The organism is Armatimonadota bacterium (genome assembly GCA_031432545.1).
Taxonomy (GTDB): domain Bacteria; phylum Sysuimicrobiota; class Sysuimicrobiia; order Sysuimicrobiales; family Sysuimicrobiaceae; genus Caldifonticola; species Caldifonticola tengchongensis.
Map to the genome: position 1 here is coordinate 390,723 of JAVKGX010000001.1, position 15,706 is coordinate 406,428.

Genomic DNA, 15,706 nt, shown 5'->3' on the forward strand with positions numbered 1-15,706 from the left:
GCGGACTGAGGATCGGGGTTGTCGCGATCCCGCTCCGCTTGACCCGTCAACGTGCGACGTACGCGAACAGGGCCAACAGGAAGACTGCGGCGCCGACGACCAGCCAGATCCAGAGGTACGATCGGGAGCGGACCTGGCCCGGTGGCCCGAACGGGCTTTCGGCACACGTCCGGCAGTAGTTCCCCGACGACAGTTTGACCACACAGTCGCTGCACAGCGCCTTTCCGCAGCGGCTGCAGTAGAACAGCGCGCCGCGATCGCGGTGGAACGCGCAGCGGATGGCGGTCATGGGACTTCGGTCGGCGGCCGGAGTCTGTCCTGACCGCTTTTTCCCCGCAGCGTCTTGAGGACGTCCAGGTTCCGGCGATCGAGTCCTGCCCGGTCGAAGCCGGGGGTCTCGATGATCGCGGGCAGCCCCTGCAGCCGGCTTTCGCGCACGATCGCCCGGAATCCCCTCAAGCCGATGGTTCCCTGTCCGATGTTCTCGTGCCGGTCGAGCCGGCTGCCACACGGGGCCCGGGAGTCATTCAGGTGGAGTAGCCGCAGCCGCCCCAGCCCGATCGTCTGCTCGAACGCGTCGAGCATGCGGCCGACGCCGGTCCGGGTGCGGATGTCCCACCCCGCCGCGAACAGGTGCGCGGTGTCCAGGCAGATCCCCACACGTGGGTGGCCGTCGACGGCGTCCAGCAACGCGCGCAGTTCGTCGAACGTGGCTCCTAGAGTCGCCCCGGCGCTGCCTTCCAGGAGGATCGCCACCCCCTCGCTGGCCCGCAGCGCACGCCGCACCGCCCACGCCACCCGCGCGACGGCGCGGGGGAAGGGAACGGCCGCGCTGCCGATGTGGGTCACCGCGCCGGCTCCCTCCAGGGCGGCGACCACGCGCAGCGTGTGCAGCAGCGAACGCGTCGACCGCTCGTGCAGCTCGCCGTCGGCGGCCAGGTTCACCAGATACGGCGTGTGGGCGAACAGCGGATCCAGGCTGGCCCCTGCCCGCTTGCGGCGAAACTCGGCGAGGTCGGATCGGTCGTAGACGACCGGTCGCCACTGGCGCGGGTTGCCCACGAAGATCTGCATGCACTCGCAACCGATGGCGACGGCGCGATCCACCGCCCTGTGGATCCGGCCACGGATCGAAACGTGGGCACCGAACCGCACGGGACTACTGTAGCATTGCGGCCGGCCGCAGGCCGCCGGAGGACCCGTTATGATGTTTCCATGCCGCCCTCACCGATCACCCGCCGTCTGGTCGCCGATGCCTCTTTGCTCCTCGTAGCGGCCGTGTGGGGCGCTACGTTCCCCCTGGCCAAGGCGATCCTGCAGCACGTCCCTCCGTTCGCCTATCTGGGGGCGCGCTTTGCGCTCGCCGCCGCATTGCTCTTGCCGTTTGCGGCCGGTGCACTGCGGCGCGCCGGTGCGCCCGCGTGGAGGCGCGGCCTGTGGAGCGGCGCCGCGCTGGGTGGTGGGTACGCATTGCAGACGCTCGGGCTTCGGCTCACCACCGCCACCACGGCCGCCTTCATCACCGGGCTCAGCGTGGTGCTGGTGCCGGTGTTGGGCACCATGTGGGGGCGACGCCCCGGGCCGCGCGAGTGGACGGGTGTCGCACTGGCCGCCGCAGGGCTTGCGATGCTCACCCTGGACGGCGCGAGCTGGCCGGGGGTGGGCGAACTCCTGGTGCTCGGTTGCGCCGCCTGCTTCGCGCTGCACATCCTGCTGCTGGACCGTGCCTCGGCCCGGACACCGCCCCTTGCGCTCGGCGCGATGCAGATGCTGGCCGCGGCGGCCGTCTGCGGGCTGCTGGTCCCCACCGAGCCGTTGCCCTCCGCCGTGCCGGTCGAGATCTGGGGGGCGGTGGCGGGGATGGCGGTCGTCGCGAGCGCGGGGGCGTTCTCGATTCAGGCCTGGGCGCAGCGGTTCACGCCCCCCACGCACGTGGGGTTGGTCTTCGCGTCCGAGCCGGTCGCCGCGGCGCTGTTCGCGCGCTGGTGGCTGAGGGAAGTGCTGGATGGCGTGCAGTGGATCGGCGCCGCCCTGATCCTGGTCGGCATCGTGGTGGCGGAGATGAGGGCGCCGACCCGAGCCTGGACGGCGGCCGCCATCGACCGGCGGCTGTCGACCGCGGACTGACCTTGGCAACCGAGGGGTAGCAATGGGGCGCGCTGCGGGCTTCAACACGCTGGCGGTGCACGCGGGAACGAACCCCGACCCGCTCGGGTCGGTGGTGCCGCCGATCTACCAGACGTCAACGTTCGCCTTCGGCACCGTCGCCGAAGGGGCCAGGCGGGCCCAGGAGGCCTCCCCGGCCTTCTACACGCGCTGGGCGAACCCGACCGTCCGCGTGGCCGAGGAGCGGATCGCAGCGCTCGAAGGCGGCGAGGCGTGCCTGCTGACCGCGTCGGGGATGGCCGCGATCAGCCACGCCGTGCTGGCGGTGGTGCGCAGCGGAGACCACATCGTCTCCGCCGACGCGGTCTATTCCGCGACGTTCGAGCTGTTCCACACGATGCTGCCGGCCTACGGGATCGAGACGACGTTCGTGGACCCGCAAGACCCGGATCGCTTTGCACGGGCCATTCGTCCGAACACGCGGCTTGTCTACATCGAGACTCCGGCCAATCCGGTGATGAAGGTCACGGACATCGCCGCCGTCGCCGCCATCGCGCGCGAGGCAGGCGCGTTTGCGATCGCGGACAACACGTTCGCCAGCCCCTACAACACCCGCCCGCTTGCGCTCGGCGCCGACGCGGTGGTGCACAGCGCCACGAAGTACCTGGGCGGGCACCACCACCTGGTGGCGGGAGCAGTCGTCGGCACGCGGCGGTTCGTGCAGGCCTGCTGGGACCGACTGCGCATCTACGGCGGCTCCGCCGATCCCTTCGCCGCATGGTTGCTGCTGACCGGCGTGCAGACCCTGGGCTTGCGGATGGAGCGTCAGAACCAAAGCGCGATAAGCATCGCCCGCTTCCTCGCCGGACACCCGCGGGTCGAACGCGTCTTCTACCCCGGGTTGGCAGATCACCCCAACCACGAGGTCGCCGCGCGGCAGATGCGTGGCTTCGGGGGAATGCTGGCGTTCGAGGTCCGCGGCGGCGTCCAAGCGGGCGCGCGGCTGGTCGAGCGCCTCCGGGTGATGAAGCTGGCGGTCAGCCTGGGCGGGGTGCACTCCCTGGTCACCCACGCCGCATCGACGACGCACCTCCACGTGCCCCGCGAGGAGCGGATCCGGGCCGGGATCACCGACGGCCTGATCCGGGTTTCCGTGGGCATCGAGGACGTCGAGGATCTGCTGGAGGACCTGGAGCAGGCCCTGGGTGCCGGCTAGGACGGGTCCGGATCCGACCGTACGCTTCGCCGCAGGCCCTTCGAGGTCCGTCCGGGTATCATCGCAGTGAGGCCCGTTCGTCCGGAGCCGACACCGGTGCGGCACCTTCCACAGCCACTCGTCGATCCCGAACTGGCCGCCGTGCTGGCGAACACGAAGATCCTCGTGGAACCCGAGCCGCTGGCGGTCGTCAGCCTGCCGCTGTCCGAAGCGCAGGCCGTCCAGCGGCGCGCCGATCGTTTCCACTCGCCGTTCTGTCTTGCTTTCTCGCCGGACGAGGTGTCGCTCGTGTGCCGCGAGGTGGAGTGGGACCAGGCGGGCCGGGGGCTGCGTCCGACGCGGGTGGAGCGCGACTACCGCATGATCACCCTCGACGCCGTCTTGGACGCATCGGTCATCGGCTACCTCTCGGTCGTCACCGAACGGCTCGCACGGGCCGGCATCCCCGTCTGCGTCGTCTCCACCTTCCACCGCGACCACCTGCTGGTGCGGGCGGCGGACGCGGACGCCGCACAGGCCGTCCTGCAGGCACTGATCGCCGAGTGCCGCAAGCGGGCGGGCAGCTAGCATTTGGGACTGTCGGTTCGATCCGGCACCCGGTGTGCGACGCGGGACGGGAATGCCGGGGTTGATCGCCCGTGTTTGGAGAAGTAGCAGAACGCCTGGTGCGCGAAGGGCGACTCCGGACCTGGCCCTGTCGTGCGTGCCGATCGTTCATCCGGTGGTGCGGGCGGTGGGGTCTGGCGTCTGAGACTGAGGAGGCAACCATGCCGCATCATCCATACCTGATCGTCGGCGGCGGGATGACCGCCGACGCTGCGGTCCGGGGGATCCGCGAGCTCGACCCAGACGGTGAGATCGGGATCCTGTCCGCAGAAGCGCACCCCCCTTACAATCGGCCGCCGCTGTCCAAGGGCCTGTGGAAAGGACAGCCCCTGGAGAAGATCTGGCGCAACACCGAGCAGCGAGGCGTCCGGCTGTACCTGGGGAGGGTCGCCCGCGAACTCGATCTGTCCACCAAGCACGTCACCGACGATCGGGGCGAGGCGCACACCTTCGACCGGCTGCTGCTCGCCACCGGCGGCTCTCCGCGCCGCCTGCCGTCGGGCGACGGCGTCGTCTACTTCCGCACGCTGGACGACTATTTGTACCTGCGCCGGCTCACCGTGCGCCGGCGCCGGTTTGCGGTCATCGGAGGGGGTTTCATCGGGTCGGAAATCGCCGCCGCGCTGGCAACCAACGGCGCCGAAGTCACGATGGTGTTCCCGGAGGAAGGGATCGGCCGCCGCCTGTTCCCCTCCGGACTGGCACGCTTCCTCAACGAGTACTACCGCGAGCGGGGCATCGAGGTGGTCAGCGGCGAGGGCGCTGCGGACATCGAGCGCAGCACACGGGGGTTCGTCGTTCGGACGGACGCGGGGCGGTCGCTCGCTGCTGATGCGGTCATCGCGGGCATCGGCATCCGCCCCAACACCGATCTCGCCTCGGGTGCGGGGATCGACGCGGAGGACGGGATCCTGGTCGATGTGCACCTGCGCGCCGGCCATCCGGATGTCTTCGCCGCCGGAGATGTGGCGCGCTTCATCCAACCGGATCTGGGGACGCGCATGCGCGTGGAGCACGAGGACAATGCGAACACGCAGGGCACGACGGCGGGACGGAATATGGCGGGCGCCGGCGAGCCGTACGTGCACCTGCCCTTCTTCTACTCCGATCTGTTCGACGTGGGCTACGAGGCCGTGGGCGAGGTAGATGCGCGGCTGCAGACGGTGGAGGACTGGAAGGAGCCATACCGGGAGGGTGTCGTCTACTACCTACGCGACGGCCGCGTGCGCGGCGTGCTGCTGTGGAACGTCTGGGGACAGGTCGATGCGGCGCGCGCCCTGATCGCCGATCCAGGTCCCTTCGGCGCCGCGGACCTGACGGGGCGCCTGCCGTCCTTCACATCTCCTTGAAGGACCTGGGCGATGGTGACCTTTGGATCGCACCTGTGCACATCACGGTGGGGGGCAGACGATTCAAAGCGTGCAGCACCGTGAGCCAAGAGCGGGAGGTGCGGACATGGGAAGACTCGGCGCAGCGATGATCCTCGCCGTCGGCGCGGCGCTGGTCGCGGCAGCGGTGGCCTCGGGGCACCACGGCTGGTCCTCCTACGACGACAGCCGGGAGGTGGCGTTGACGGGCCGGATCCGATCGTCCTCGTACGAACACCCACACGTGACCGTGCAGTTGGAGACCGAGCAGCGCATCTGGACGGTGATCCTACCTCCGCCGACCCGTGCCCGGGCCATGGGGCTCACCGCGGAGTTGCTGGGTGAGGGCTCGGTGGTGAGGGTGGCCGGTTACGTGCACCGCAGCGTGCCCGACGAGATGCGTGCGCTGCGGATCGCGATCGGCGAGCGCGTGTTCCGTCTGCGATGATCCACGAGGGGGCTCCGGCGTGGGCGGTGTGGCTGGAGGCTACGCCGCCCGCGCTGTGGATGCGCCAGGCGCTGTGGGCGTATCCGGTTGCGGAGATCGTGCACATTACCGGCATCGCGGTGCTGGTGGGTTCGGTCGCGATGTGGGACCTGCGGCTGCTGGGGCTCTCGCGCGGGCTGCCGGTCTCTCAGATGGCCCGGCACCTGCTGCCCTGGGCGTGGGGCGGGTTCGCGGTCGTGGGCGCCAGCGGCGTGACGATGTTCGTCGCGCACCCCACGGAGTGGTCGACCAACCCGGTATTCCCCGTGAAGATGGGACTCATCGGCGTGGCCTGGGTGAATCAGTTCGTCTTTCATCGGACCGTGTTCCGCTCCGTGGCGCAGTGGGACCGCGACGTCCCCACGCCGCGCCCGGCGAGGATTGCCGGTGCGACGTCGCTGGCCGTTTGGGTATCGGTGATCGCCTGTGGGCGGCTGCTGGCCTATCTGTGAGAGGTCCGGCGTGACGAGGCGGGTGATGCACACCGGGTTGCGCGTGACGGCGCTGGCGGTTGCCGTGGCCCTTGCGCTGCCGGCGGCAGCGCAGACTGCGTCGTTCGACCCGGCGGCGATCTATGCGCGTGCCGCTCCGGCCGTCGCGGTCGTGCGCACAGTGCACGACGGTCGCACGGGCGTGGGCACCGCGTTCGCGATCTCGCCCGACGGCCATCTGCTCACCGCGGCGCACGTGGCGCGCCGCGCCGACCGCATCACCGTCACCTCTCCCGGCGGCCGACCGCAGGCGGCGCGGCTGGTGGGATACGACGCGCGCCGCGACCTGGCGGTTCTGGGCGTCGAGGCGGACAGGCCGGTTCCCCATCTGCGGGTCAGCGACGAGCACGTACGGGTCGGCGACCCGGTGGCGGTGATCGGCACGCCCCGCGGGCGACCGGGTGTGATGACCGTCGGCGAAGTTCTCGATACGGACACGACGCTTCCGGGCCTGGTGCCCGGCATCCTGGTGCGCTTCAGCGCGCCGGTCGCGCCGGGCAGCTCGGGCGGTCCGGTGCTGAACGCGCGGGCCGAGGCGATCGGCGTGGTGGTGGCGGCCTCCACGCGGCCCGGGGCGACCGGCGGCCTGGCGGTGTCCGGCCCGACGATCTCCGCGTCGCTGCCGTCTCTGCTGGAGGGCGCACGGACCGAGCGGGCGTGGATCGGGATCGTGGGTACCTCGGTCACGCCCGAGCTGGCCGCCGAACGGGGCCTACCCGTCACGCGGGGCGTCCTCGTCGTCGAGGTGGTGCCGGGCAGCCCAGCCTTCCGGGCCGGGCTGCGGGGAGGGGCGGACAACGGTGCAGGCGGAGACGTCCTCACCGCGCTGGACGAGGCCCCGCTCGGCGGCATGGAGGATCTGCTGCGGGCAGTCGGGGAACGTGTGCCGGGCCAGCGCGTCCGTCTGCGCGTGATTCGGGGCGAGCGGGTCCTCAACGTGGAGCTCGTCTTGGGGATACGGCCGTGACGGAGCGATCGGCGGGCGCCAGAAACCGCGCCGCGATGGTGCTGGTCGTCGAGGACGAGCCGGAGATCGGACGTCTGCTGCGCTCGTACCTCGAGCGGGACGGTTACGCGGTTGTGCTGACGGGCGACGGTGAGACGGCGATCCGGGAGTTCGACAGCCGTCAGCCGGACCTGATCGTGCTCGACCTGATGCTGCCCGGCATCGACGGGTACGAGGTGTGCCGGCGCGTGCGGGGCGTCTCGCGGGTGCCGATCATCATGCTGACGGCGCGTGACGAGGTGGAGGACAAGGTCGCAGGACTGGAGCTGGGAGCCGACGACTACGTCACCAAGCCTTTCAGTCCGCGCGAGGTGGTGGCCAGGGTCCGCGCCGTCCTGCGGCGCAACCGCTGGGGCGGCCGCGAGGAGCTGCGCATGGGTGACCTGCACGTCGACTTTCGCTCGCAGGAAGTGACGCACCGCGGGCGGCCGGTGTCGCTGACGCCCACGGAGTGGCGCCTGCTCGAAGCATTGGCATCGCAGCCCGGCCATGTGTTCACGCGACTGCAGCTCATCGACCGCGTCTACGGGTATTCGTTCGAGGGTTTCGAGCGCACGGTCGACGTCCACGTCAAGAACTTGCGCCAAAAGATCGAGCCGGACCCAAAGGAACCGAGGTACGTGCTCACGGTGTACGGGGTGGGATACAAGTTCGCGAGGGAGCCAGATGGGGCCCACGGCTAAAGAGGCACGGCGCATCGGGTTGCGGGCGCAGTTGACGCTGGCCTTCGCGATCATCGCGATCGCGTCGGTCGGTCTGGTGGCGGCCTGGGCCCAGTACACGACGGCGCAGCAGTTCGGAGCGTACATGGAGCGGGTGCGCCGTGGCGAGGTGACGTGGATCGCCGAGCAGCCGCCGCACGTCCGGGAGCTGTTCCTGCAGGGCATGCGCCCGGCGACGAAGTTGTTCCGGCTGTCGCAACGCAAGTTCCTCAAGGCGTTCAATCAGTCGCTGTGGCTGGGCGGTGCGACCGCGGCCGGGCTCGCCGTCGCGGTGGCGCTCGTGGTGGCCGGTCGGCTGTCGCGGCCGCTGGCGGAGTTGCAGCGGGCGGCCCGCGGCATCGCGTCGGGCAACCTCGACCAGGTGGTACGACCCGCCGGCGGCGAGATCGGAGACGTCGCGGAGGCGTTCAACGCGATGGCCGCGCGGCTGCGCGCCAACGAGAGGATGCGGCAGGAACTGCTCGCGGCGGTCGCCCACGAGCTGCGCACGCCGCTTTCGATCATCCAGGCCAACCTGGAGTCGTTCCTCGACGGGGTGTCCGAGCCTACGCCGGAACGCATCGCCGCGCTCCACACGCAAAGCGCTCTGCTGAGCCGGCTCATCACCGACCTGCGGGACCTGAGCCTGGCGGAGGCCGGTCAGTTGGCCCTGCGGCGCGCCCCGACCGATGTCGCGGCCCTGTGCCGGGAGTCGGTCGAGGTCCTCCAGCCGTGGATCGAAGAACGGGGCGTCGCCGTCGAGGTCTCCTCGCAAGGTGACACGGTGGTCGACGTAGATGCCGACCGGATCCGACAGGTGATCCAGAACCTGCTGCACAACGCCGTCCGCTTCACGCCGTCGGGGGGCACCGTCGCCGTCCGTGCGACCTCGCGGTCGGATGGCGACGTCGAGGTCGTCGTCGACGACGGGGGGCCTGGCATCCCGCACGACGAACTCCCGCGCATCTTCGAGCCCTTCCATCGCGCGGACCCGTCTCGGTCGCGCGCGAGCGGCGGCAGCGGGCTGGGACTGGCGGTCGTCCGACACCTCGTCCACGCGCATGGCGGAACCGTACGCGCTCACAACCGGCCCGAGGTGGGCGCGCGGTTTGTTCTGACCCTGCCCCGCCGAGGTCCGGCCCACCGCACGGCCTCGGGTCGATAGCCGTCCGGGGCGCGGGCATGCCTGCCGTCTGCGGGTTGACACACCCGCCGGCGTCCCCTATTGTCACAGTACAAGTAGGACAAACACCCGGAGCCCGGCTTGGAGTTCGACCTGCAGCCTCACCTACCGCTCACCGACCAGCTCAAGGAGCAGATCGCCTACCAGATCCTCAGCGGCCGGTTGCGGCCGGGCGACCGCCTGCCACCCGTGCGCACGCTCGCGTCGTTCTTGCGCGTGAACCGCAACACGGTCGCTCGCGCCTACCGGGAGCTGCGGTCGGAGGGATACCTCGATGCTGCCCCCGGGCGGGGAACCCGGGTGTCGGGCAGGCGCGGGGCGTCTGCGGAGCTGCGCGTGCGCCTGACCCGTTTCGCGGACGAGTTCCTGTCGGCGGGGCGCGCGGCGGGGCTCTCCATCGAAGACCTCAAGGGACTGCTGGCGGCGCGGGCGCGTTCCCGCCAACCCACCGACGGCGGACCCGACATCCTGTTCGTCGAGTGCAACCCGTCAGATCTCAGGTACTTCACACGGGTCCTGTCGGCGGCGCTGGGCCTTCCGGTTCGGGGGGCACTGCTGTCCGATGCCGGTCGGGCGGCCCGCCGAGCGGATGTCGTCTGCACGACGTTCTTCCACGTCGAGGAAGTCCAGGCGGCCCTGCCCGGACGCGAGGTCGTCGGGTTGGTGGCCCTGCCCGACTTCGACACCCTGGAGCGCGTGGCGAGGCTACCCAAGGGGACGTCGCTCGCCGTCGTGTGCGCGACCGAGGAGGGCGCGCGGAGCAAGGAGCGCTCCATCCGTGCGGTCGGCATTCGCGGTCGCCGGATCACCAGCGTGCACCTCGGCGATCCCCGGCGCCTGGCGCGCGCGATCGCCGCGGCGGACGTCGTGATCGCCTCACCGAAGGTACTCGAACGGCTGCGCCTGCCGCCGGACAAGCCACGCATCGTGTTCGCCAGCGTGCTCCTCGATGGGGCGGTGAGCCTGTTGCGGGAGCGCATCGAGACCTGGCGCCGCACGTGCCGACCCCTCGCCGCATCGTCGGGTGCCGCCAACCGCCGTCCGCCGGCCAGGACCGCGGAGCCCGGCCGTGGATAAGCTGCGGCTGGGCATCGTCTACGGCGGACGCTCGGGCGAGCACGAGGTGTCGAAGGTCTCTGCCGCCAACGTGCTGGCGGCGCTGGACCGGGACCGGTTCGAAGTCGTCGAGATCTTCATCGACCCCCGCGGTGCGTGGTACGTGGGGGGAAGCCGCGCCTGGCTCCGCCTGGACACCGAGGGCAAAGCAGTCTTTTGCGCCGGCGGCGGGGAGGTGGTCTGCGACGTGATGTTCCCCGTTCTGCACGGCCCGTACGGAGAGGACGGCACCATCCAGGGGCTGTTCGAAATGGTCAACGTGCCGTATGTCGGCGCCGGGGTGTTGGGATCGGCGATGGGCATGGACAAGGAAGTACAGAAGAAGGTATTGCGCGCAGCCGGCCTGCCGGTCGTGGACTTCGTGGCGTTCTCCGACCGGGAGTGGGCGTCCGACCCGGCCGCCGTACGGGAGGCCATCGTCGGCGGGTTGGGCTTTCCGGTGTTCACGAAACCCGCGCGGCTGGGGTCGTCGGTGGGCATCCGCATGGTGATGCACGTGGGCGCGCTCGATGCGGCGGTGGCCGACGCGCTGCAGTACGATACGAAAGTCGTCGTCGAGCGGGCGGTCCCGGCCCCGCTCGAGATCGAAGTGAGCGTGCTCGGCAACGACGAGCCGCAGGCATCCCTCCCTGGCGAGATCCGTCCCGCGCACGAGTTCTACGACTACGAAGCGAAGTACGTGGACCCCGACGGCGCCGAGTTGCTGATCCCCTCGAGCCTGGATGCCCCGCGCGCCGAGGAAGTCCGCCGACTGGCCTTGCGTGCCTACCGGGTGCTCGGCCTGGAGGGGATGGCCCGTGTCGATTTCCTGGCCGAGCGCGACGGGCCGGCGTACGTGAGCGAGGTGAACACCATCCCCGGCTTCACACAGATCAGCATGTATCCCAAACTGTGGGAGGCTTCCGGCCTGCCCTACCGCGAACTGTTGTCGCGGCTGGTGGACCTGGCGCTCGAACGGTGGCGGCGCCGCAACGCACTGAAGACGAGCTACGAAGGGGGAAGACGACTGCACAGGGCAGCCGGCGGTGACAGCTGACCGGCGCGAAGCACGGGGCCCCAGGTCGGCCGCGGGCCGCTTGGGGTCGATCGAGGTGCCTGGGTGAACCGCTTCGTCAAGTCGCACGCGCTGGGCAACGACTACATCATCGTCGACCCAACCCAGCTTTCGTTCGAGCTGACCCCGCAGGCGATCCGCAGGATCTGCGACCGGCACTTCGGGATCGGCTCGGACGGGATCCTTGCCCACGTGCCCTCGCACAGCGCCGACTTCGGACTGCGCATCTACAACCCGGACGGCACCGAAGCCGAAAAGAGCGGCAATGGCCTACGGATCTTTGCCAAGTACCTCTACGACCACGGACACACCCCCAGGACACGTTTCACCGTCGAGACCCCGGGCGGGATCGTCACCTGCGACCTCCATCGGGAATACGCAGCGGTGCGGTCGATCACGGTGGACATGGGAGAGGCGACCTTCCGCAGCGACCGCATACCCGCGGGCGGGCCGCCGCGCGAGATCGTGGACGAGGAATTGGAAGTCGGTCCGATGCGCCTTCGCGTGACGGCGGTGAACGTCGGGAACCCCCACTGCGTCGTGTTCACCGAAGACCTGGGGTCCGTCGACTTCCACACGCTGGGACCGGCGCTTGAGCGGCACCCGCTGTTCCCACAGCGCGCCAACGTGCAGTTCGCCCAGGTTCTGTCGGCGGATCGCGTGCGGATCCGCATCTGGGAGCGCGGCGCTGGGGAAACGCTGGCGTCGGGTAGCAGCGCCAGCGCCGTCGCCGCCGCCTGTGTGCGTCGCGGTCTCACGGACCGACGGGTGGTCGTCGAGATGGACGGCGGTGTGCTGAGCATCGAGGTCAAAGAGGGATACGCTTTGCGCATGACCGGCCCCGCATCGGAGGTGTATGCGGGCGAGATGTCAGCGGAGTTCGTAAAGACGTTGTGAGCGCGAAGGACGCCTGGAATCTTTCCGGAAGGCGGGGCCATGTGGCGCCCGGAGGGGCGGACCTGCGCGCCGCACGGGCCGTGGTCTTGGATCTCGACGGCGTCGTCTATCGTGGGCGGCGGCCGCTTCCGGGTGCCCGGGAGTTTGTGGCCGCGCTGCGGCGGCGGCGCATCCCGTTCGTCTTTGCCACGAACAACTCGGCGCACACCGTCGGTGAGTACGCCGAGCGGCTGGAAGGGATGGGGATCAGCGCCTCACCGGAGCAGATCGTCACGTCGGCGGTGTGCGCCGCCGACTATCTGCGCAACCGAAAAGACGCGCCCGCGAAGGTGTTCGTGATCGGCGGGCCGGGGCTGCGCGCGACGCTCCGTCAGGCGGGGTTCGCCCTGGCCGACGCACCGCCCGCCGACGCGGTCGTGGTCGGGCTGGACGTGGAGCTGACCTACGCGCGGCTGCGCGACGCCTGCATCGCGATCCGGCGGGGCGCGTCGTTCGTCGCGACCAACCGCGACGCGAACCTGCCGGTCGAGGACGAACTGTGGCCGGGCAGCGGCGCCATCGTGGCGGCGATCGAGACGTCGACGGGGGTGTCGCCCGTGGTGCTGGGCAAGCCCGAGCCGTACCTGTTCGAGATGGCGCTCCGCCGCCTGGGTGCTGCGGCGGCGGAGACGGTCATGGTGGGGGACCAGGTCGCGACCGACATCGCAGGGGCCGCGCGCGTCGGAATGCGGACGGCCTTGGTGCTGTCCGGCGTGTCAGCGGCGGAAGACCCGGCCGGGTATGCCGCGCGCCCCGACGTCGTGGTCGTCGATCTGCACGAACTCGCGCGCCTCTTGGGACTGGCCTAGAAGGCAGCCCGCAGCCCCACGCCGAGACGGTCTCACAGGTGGATCACTTCTGGAAGACGCGTGTTTGCTCTGTCTCGTCCGCCCGGATGGCACGCGTCGGTTCGGCTGGGCGCCCCTCGATCCGGGCGCGCAGCTCGTCGATCTGTCGCGTCAGGTCGTTGCGCAGGATGGCGATCTGCTCGGAGACGGTGTCGTAGGCGCGGCTTTTCATCTCGGCGATCTCGTGCTCACGGGCGGCCAGCCGGTCCTCCAGGCGCCTCCGGTCGGCGGCGGCCGCCGAAAGCGATATGCCGCTGGCGGCCAGCATCAGCAGGATCGCCCCGGCGGCGGCGATTAGGATCACGCCGATCAGGGGCGTCTGGTAGGAGCCCGTCGGCAGGTTGACGACTTCGGTCCGCACGACGGTTGTTGGATTCAGCAACGCGAACGCGGCGGCCGCGGCCAGGAGGATCAACGCGAGCGAGGTCTGAAACCTCATGGGACGGCACCCCCTTTTCTGTTGATTACGTATCATGGGGATCGCGGAGTTCGCCAGCGGAGGTGTCAGTTGGCCAAGATTGTCTACGTGATCCTCGACGGACTCGGCGACCGCCCGATCGCGGCGCTGGGGGGCCGCACGCCCCTGGAGGCGGCGCACAAACCGAACCTCGACGGGCTGGCGGCTCGGGGGCGACAGGGCCGGGTGACGACGGTGGGCCCGGGCATCGCGCCGGAATCGGACGTCGCGGTGACCGCCATGCTCGGATACGATCCGCATCCATACCACGCCGGCCGCGGGCTTCTGGAAGCCCTGGGCATGGACGTGCCGTTTGCCGACGGCAACCTGGCCCTGCGCGGCAACTTCGCGACCGTGGGTGCGGGGCGACAAATCCTCGACCGCCGCGTGGGGCGAGACCTCACGAGCGCCGAAGCGCACGAACTGGCCGAGGCGGTCAACCGTCGGGTGCGCCTGACCGGTGCACGCTTTGCGCTGCGGGCCAGCGTGGGCCACCGGTGCGTCGTCGTCTTCTACGACGACCACGGCCCCCTGTCGGCCAGCATCGGCAACACCGATCCGGCGTATGCGCGCGTGGGCGGGCTGGGCGTCGCCGCCGCAGACTTCGCTGACGAGATCCAGGACTGCGTCCCGCTGGACGATTCCACGCAGGCGCGGCGGGCCGCCCACCTGGTGAACGAGTTCACGCGTGCTGCCCGTCAGGCGCTGGAAGATCACCCTGTGAACCGCCGGCGACGGCGGCAGGGCAAGTTGCCGGCCAACGCGATTTTGCTGCGCGACGCCAGCGACCACGTGCCCGCCGTTCCCGGCATCGCCCAGCGGTTCGGTCTTCGGATGGCCTGCTTCGTCGAGATGCCGGTCGAGCGCGGCATCGCCAGGATGCTGGGCATGGGCACGGTGGACGTGCCGCCCAGCGGGCAGGACGCGTCGGTGTACGCACAGTGGGCGGATCGGGCGGTGGAGGCGTTGCCGGAGTGGGACGGGTTGTACATCCACCTCAAGGGCCCCGACGAAGCCGGCCACGACGGCGACTGGGAGCGCAAGCGCCATAGCATCGAGGGGATCGACCGGCACTTCTTCGGAAAGCTGCTGCCGTCGGTGCTCGACGCGGTCGTATGTGTCACGGCGGACCACGCCACCCCTTGTGAGGTGGGCAGACACACCGACGACCCCGTGCCGTTGCTGGTGTCCGGGCCGGGCGTGGAACCGGACGGCGCGGGACCGTTTGGCGAGGGTTCGGCACCGCGCGGAAGCCTGGGCGACCTGCGCGGCATCGACGTGCTGCCCCTGCTCGCGAAGCTGGCGGGGCGAGGGTGACGAGACGGCATGTTGCGCGTAGGCCCTGGGCGATCCGGGATCCTGGCGCGGGCGGCTGTGGCCGCTGTGGTCATCGCGCTGGCTGGATGCGGCGGCCCGCGCGCGGAGGCGGAGCGTGACCTCCGGTTGTTCTACCAGGCACGCGCGCGGGGAGACTGGGAGGGGGCGAGGGGTCTGATGACGCCCGAAGGCCGGGCGATCTCCGACCCGCTGGCGTTGCGCGGCTACCGGATCGCCGCCTTCGAGGTTCGGGAGTTGCGCGTATCCAAAGACGGCGGTTCGGCACGGGTCAAGCTGGTGCTGGAAGGCGACGGGGCGGCCATCGCCGACGAGCGCGTGGAGCTGGTGCACCGCGCGGGACGCTGGCGGGTGGCGCGGCTGCGACGGGAGCCGCTCAAGGCGGCCGCGTCATTCGACGTCGGCGTGGCGGGCATCGGTCTCGACCCACCGGGCTGCGCCGGCCCGGTCCGAGTCCACGTGCAGTTGCTGGCCGTCGGGGCGGTGGTCGATCCCCCCGACCTGACGGCGAACCTGCTGCGGAGGGAGGGCGGAAGTTGGCGGGTGTACCGCGTCGCGATCGTCCCGCGCGCACTGCCCGCAGCGGGCTCGCACCGGGTCGTGGTCTTCGAGGGTCTGGACCTCCCCCCGGGGGAGTACCGCCTCACCGCCCGCCTGCCGGTCCTCGAGGGCGAGTCCGACGCATCCAACAACCGCGCCGAACACCGATTCCGCTGCGCGTCCGGACCCCCCTCCAGCCGCGGGCGGCCGTGAGGCACGGACCGTCCGGCGGCGAGCCCCCGGCTGGCGGCGCGCGA

The 15,706-nt window shown here is 70.5% G+C and carries 18 protein-coding genes; 15 read left to right on the forward strand and 3 right to left on the reverse strand.

Features of this window, described 5'->3' with window-relative positions; genetic code table 11:
* Nucleotides 1–46: 46 nt before the first annotated feature.
* A complete protein-coding gene (locus tag QN163_01965; GenBank protein MDR5682781.1) occupies nucleotides 47–289 on the reverse strand; it encodes a B-box zinc finger protein in 243 nt (80 codons plus the stop codon).
* Entirely contained in the window at nucleotides 286–1,155 is an 870-nt protein-coding gene (locus QN163_01970; GenBank protein MDR5682782.1) for a deoxyribonuclease IV, read from the reverse strand. The genes QN163_01965 and QN163_01970 overlap by 4 nt, the downstream gene beginning before the upstream one ends.
* Before the next feature lie 60 nt (nucleotides 1,156–1,215).
* Here QN163_01970 and QN163_01975 point away from each other — a divergent pair, with 60 nt between their 5' ends.
* From QN163_01975 to QN163_02035, 13 genes are all read left to right on the forward strand, one after another.
* Nucleotides 1,216–2,127, forward strand: coding sequence for a DMT family transporter (locus QN163_01975; GenBank protein ID MDR5682783.1), 912 nt, complete (start codon nucleotides 1,216–1,218; stop codon nucleotides 2,125–2,127).
* Between the two features lie 22 nt (nucleotides 2,128–2,149).
* Complete coding sequence (locus tag QN163_01980) at nucleotides 2,150–3,322, forward strand: PLP-dependent aspartate aminotransferase family protein (protein ID MDR5682784.1); 1,173 nt, start codon at nucleotides 2,150–2,152, stop codon at nucleotides 3,320–3,322.
* A gap of 96 nt (nucleotides 3,323–3,418) precedes the next feature.
* Nucleotides 3,419–3,889: an ACT domain-containing protein gene (locus QN163_01985; GenBank protein ID MDR5682785.1), complete on the forward strand. Its 471-nt coding sequence runs from the start codon at nucleotides 3,419–3,421 to the stop codon at nucleotides 3,887–3,889.
* Between the two features lie 200 nt (nucleotides 3,890–4,089).
* The gene (locus QN163_01990) at nucleotides 4,090–5,277 is read left to right on the forward strand and encodes an FAD/NAD(P)-binding oxidoreductase (protein MDR5682786.1); all 1,188 of its coding nucleotides are present in this window, start codon (nucleotides 4,090–4,092) and stop codon (nucleotides 5,275–5,277) included.
* A gap of 106 nt (nucleotides 5,278–5,383) precedes the next feature.
* Nucleotides 5,384–5,743, forward strand: coding sequence for a DUF6152 family protein (locus QN163_01995; protein ID MDR5682787.1), 360 nt, complete (start codon nucleotides 5,384–5,386; stop codon nucleotides 5,741–5,743).
* Nucleotides 5,740–6,234: a hypothetical protein gene (locus QN163_02000; protein ID MDR5682788.1), complete on the forward strand. Its 495-nt coding sequence runs from the start codon at nucleotides 5,740–5,742 to the stop codon at nucleotides 6,232–6,234. The genes QN163_01995 and QN163_02000 overlap by 4 nt, the downstream gene beginning before the upstream one ends.
* A 10-nt stretch (nucleotides 6,235–6,244) precedes the next feature.
* The gene (locus QN163_02005) at nucleotides 6,245–7,240 is read left to right on the forward strand and encodes a trypsin-like peptidase domain-containing protein (GenBank protein ID MDR5682789.1); all 996 of its coding nucleotides are present in this window, start codon (nucleotides 6,245–6,247) and stop codon (nucleotides 7,238–7,240) included.
* On the forward strand, nucleotides 7,237–7,962 hold the full coding sequence (locus tag QN163_02010; GenBank protein MDR5682790.1) for a response regulator transcription factor: 726 nt from the start codon (nucleotides 7,237–7,239) through the stop codon (nucleotides 7,960–7,962). Before QN163_02005 ends, QN163_02010 begins: the two co-directional genes overlap by 4 nt.
* Nucleotides 7,946–9,145 (forward strand): ATP-binding protein, encoded by a 1,200-nt coding sequence (locus QN163_02015; GenBank protein MDR5682791.1) that lies wholly within the window; start codon nucleotides 7,946–7,948, stop codon nucleotides 9,143–9,145. Before QN163_02010 ends, QN163_02015 begins: the two co-directional genes overlap by 17 nt.
* A 99-nt stretch (nucleotides 9,146–9,244) precedes the next feature.
* Nucleotides 9,245–10,240, forward strand: a complete 996-nt coding sequence (locus QN163_02020) for a GntR family transcriptional regulator (protein MDR5682792.1) — start codon at nucleotides 9,245–9,247, stop codon at nucleotides 10,238–10,240.
* The gene (locus tag QN163_02025; GenBank protein ID MDR5682793.1) at nucleotides 10,233–11,315 is read left to right on the forward strand and encodes a D-alanine--D-alanine ligase family protein; all 1,083 of its coding nucleotides are present in this window, start codon (nucleotides 10,233–10,235) and stop codon (nucleotides 11,313–11,315) included. The genes QN163_02020 and QN163_02025 overlap by 8 nt, the downstream gene beginning before the upstream one ends.
* Before the next feature lie 63 nt (nucleotides 11,316–11,378).
* Complete coding sequence (dapF, locus tag QN163_02030) at nucleotides 11,379–12,230, forward strand: diaminopimelate epimerase (GenBank protein ID MDR5682794.1); 852 nt, start codon at nucleotides 11,379–11,381, stop codon at nucleotides 12,228–12,230.
* A 41-nt stretch (nucleotides 12,231–12,271) separates the two neighbouring features.
* Nucleotides 12,272–13,078, forward strand: a complete 807-nt coding sequence (locus tag QN163_02035; GenBank protein MDR5682795.1) for an HAD-IIA family hydrolase — start codon at nucleotides 12,272–12,274, stop codon at nucleotides 13,076–13,078.
* Nucleotides 13,079–13,121: 43 nt separating this feature from the next.
* Here QN163_02035 and QN163_02040 read toward each other — a convergent pair whose 3' ends face one another.
* A complete protein-coding gene (locus QN163_02040; protein MDR5682796.1) occupies nucleotides 13,122–13,556 on the reverse strand; it encodes a LapA family protein in 435 nt (144 codons plus the stop codon).
* A 69-nt stretch (nucleotides 13,557–13,625) separates the two neighbouring features.
* Between QN163_02040 and apgM the strand changes: the two genes are divergently transcribed.
* Both apgM and QN163_02050 read left to right on the forward strand, forming a co-directional pair.
* Nucleotides 13,626–14,891, forward strand: a complete 1,266-nt coding sequence (gene apgM / locus QN163_02045; protein MDR5682797.1) for a 2,3-bisphosphoglycerate-independent phosphoglycerate mutase — start codon at nucleotides 13,626–13,628, stop codon at nucleotides 14,889–14,891.
* A 9-nt stretch (nucleotides 14,892–14,900) separates the two neighbouring features.
* Complete coding sequence (locus QN163_02050; GenBank protein MDR5682798.1) at nucleotides 14,901–15,662, forward strand: hypothetical protein; 762 nt, start codon at nucleotides 14,901–14,903, stop codon at nucleotides 15,660–15,662.
* Nucleotides 15,663–15,706: the final 44 nt, after the last annotated feature.

Coding starts and splice junctions, on each gene's coding strand:
- QN163_01965 (MDR5682781.1), bottom strand. CDS start 289: ATGACCGCCATCCGCTGCGCGTTCCACCGCGATCGCGGCGCGCTGTTC.
- QN163_01975 (MDR5682783.1), top strand. CDS start 1,216: ATGCCGCCCTCACCGATCACCCGCCGTCTGGTCGCCGATGCCTCTTTG.
- QN163_01980 (MDR5682784.1), top strand. CDS start 2,150: ATGGGGCGCGCTGCGGGCTTCAACACGCTGGCGGTGCACGCGGGAACG.
- QN163_01990 (MDR5682786.1), top strand. CDS start 4,090: ATGCCGCATCATCCATACCTGATCGTCGGCGGCGGGATGACCGCCGAC.
- QN163_01995 (MDR5682787.1), top strand. CDS start 5,384: ATGGGAAGACTCGGCGCAGCGATGATCCTCGCCGTCGGCGCGGCGCTG.
- QN163_02000 (MDR5682788.1), top strand. CDS start 5,740: ATGATCCACGAGGGGGCTCCGGCGTGGGCGGTGTGGCTGGAGGCTACG.
- QN163_02015 (MDR5682791.1), top strand. CDS start 7,946: ATGGGGCCCACGGCTAAAGAGGCACGGCGCATCGGGTTGCGGGCGCAG.
- QN163_02040 (MDR5682796.1), bottom strand. CDS start 13,556: ATGAGGTTTCAGACCTCGCTCGCGTTGATCCTCCTGGCCGCGGCCGCC.
- QN163_02050 (MDR5682798.1), top strand. CDS start 14,901: ATGTTGCGCGTAGGCCCTGGGCGATCCGGGATCCTGGCGCGGGCGGCT.